Source organism: Luteibacter sp. P4_E6 (assembly GCF_056401535.1).
In genome coordinates this window covers 1-1,211 of the sequence record NZ_JBFUJE010000831.1, presented here as the reverse complement: position 1 = coordinate 1,211, position 1,211 = coordinate 1, and the positions used below count along the sequence as shown (strand labels likewise).

The following is a 1,211-nucleotide window of genomic DNA, read 5'->3' as shown; positions in this document are numbered from 1 at the left end:
TGCCTTGGTCGGATGTGTCACCATCAATGTGTACTTCCCGGAAGCGGCGGCGCAGAAGGCAGCCGACCAGTTTATCGGCAACGTCCTGGACGACAGCGGTGTCGCGCAGCCCGCGCAGGGTTCGGGTACGGCCACGCCGGCCAGGCCTGCGCCAGGTAAGCAGCCCTCCGCTTCGTTGCTCGATCTGGTCATTCCTGCGGCCCAGGCCGCGGACGCTCCCGACATCCAGGTCCGTACACCGCAGACCGACGCGATCCGCGAGCGCATGAAGGCGCGCTTCGGTGGCCAGCTCAAGGCCCTCTTCGACAGCGGTGCCGTGGGCTTCACGGCTAACGGCCAGGTGGCCATTCGCGACGCCGGCTCGTTGCCGTTGGATCAGCGCTCGCAGGCCAACGCGATTGTCGGCCAGGAGAACACCGACCGCGACGCGCTGTACCGTGAGATCGCCCGGGCCAACGGCCACCCCGAGTGGGAAGCACAGATCCGCAAGACCTTCGCTGATGGTTGGGTCCAGCGCTCGCCGTCGGGCTGGTATTATCAGGACGCCGCCGGCGCCTGGAAGCGCAAGTAGGCTCCCGCCAGGAACGCTCGCCGCCGATCCATGTGGCGCGTCCTCCCAGCCAGCCCGGACCCTTGTCGTCCGGGCTTTACGTTTTGAGCGCATGACCGACATCGAAGCCACTATCACCAACCTCAGCCACGACGGCCGGGGTGTTGCCCGCATCGACAACAAGGCCACGTTCGTCTCCGGCGCGCTGCTGGGCGAACGCGTCGTGCTCAGGTACGTCAAACGTCACCGCAGTTACGACGACGCCGAAATCGTCAGCGTGATCGAAGCCTCGCCCCATCGCGTCGAGCCGAAGTGCCGGCATTTCGGCCAGTGCAGCGGCTGCTCCCTGCAGCACATGGATCCCGCCGCGCAGATTGCCGCCAAACAGCACGTACTGGCCGAGAATTTCGAGCGGATCGGTAAGGTCACGCCGGCATCCTGGCTGCCGCCGCTGTCCGCCCAGCCCTGGGCCTACCGGCGCAAGGGTCGGTTCTCCGTGCGCTACGTGGCCAAGAAGGAGCGCGTGCTGGTCGGTTTCCGCGACGAATCCAATACCCGCCTCGTCGCCGACATCGACCGTTGCGAGGTGATCCATCCTGCCCTCGGCCCCAAGGTGGGCCTCCTGGCCAACCTGGTCAGCGGCATGGATGCGGCACTCGAT

2 protein-coding genes are annotated in these 1,211 nt (G+C 66.6%); both read left to right on the top strand.

What is annotated here, in order from left to right; translation table 11 throughout:
- A partial coding sequence (locus AC1DT2_RS23890) for a YdbL family probable chaperone protein (protein WP_477299177.1) occupies positions 1–571 on the top strand: 571 nt, incomplete at its 5' end.
- 91 nt (positions 572–662) lie between these two features.
- Positions 663–1,211, top strand: a 549-nt coding sequence (locus tag AC1DT2_RS23885; protein WP_477299176.1) for a TRAM domain-containing protein, incomplete at its 3' end; no start/stop codon positions are given.